The organism is Xenorhabdus beddingii, assembly GCF_002127545.1.
In the GTDB taxonomy this organism is placed as follows: domain Bacteria; phylum Pseudomonadota; class Gammaproteobacteria; order Enterobacterales; family Enterobacteriaceae; genus Xenorhabdus; species Xenorhabdus beddingii.
In genome coordinates this window covers 1-505 of record NZ_MUBK01000162.1, presented here as the reverse complement: position 1 = coordinate 505, position 505 = coordinate 1, and the positions used below count along the sequence as shown (strand labels likewise).

Sequence of the window (505 nt, the reverse complement as noted above, 5' to 3'; positions counted from 1 at the left end):
GCGATCCGGCCTGTGGTGTAGAATTTGCTGATTGCCGATATAGATAGCGGCATGGCAGGGGGTCTGACTGCCTAAACAGATAAGAATGCCATCACCGGGCTGTATCTCATCGACTTGCTCAAACCCCTGACCTATGCCGTTATCCAGATAAAGATTTTGCCCGGCATTCCACCATTCATCGTCACGGTGGATATCATCTAATTCGATGCCTGCCAGATGATAGGCATCACGGATCAGGGAATAACAATCCTGTATGCCATGTATAAATTCCCGACCCAGTAAGCGGGGAACCGGACGGAATTTATGCACCCGGTCACCACAGGCCAGCCACCATGGTAACCCCGTTTTAATTTGCTGTTCCCGATCGCCTGCACTCAGTCGAGGTCGTCCATTGGGGTGACTGTGGACAATGGCTTCAATATCTGCAAAGCATTCCGCTGTTATCCAGTCATCAGGATTAATTTCAAAGTAGTGCTCAGGATCGGGGGAAATATTGCGACACGGA

At 50.1% G+C, this 505-nt stretch carries 1 protein-coding gene; it reads right to left on the bottom strand.

Translation table 11 applies throughout. From position 1 onward, the window contains the following. A partial coding sequence (locus Xbed_RS19055) for a C40 family peptidase (RefSeq protein WP_086114338.1) occupies positions 1 to 505 on the bottom strand: 505 nt, incomplete at both ends.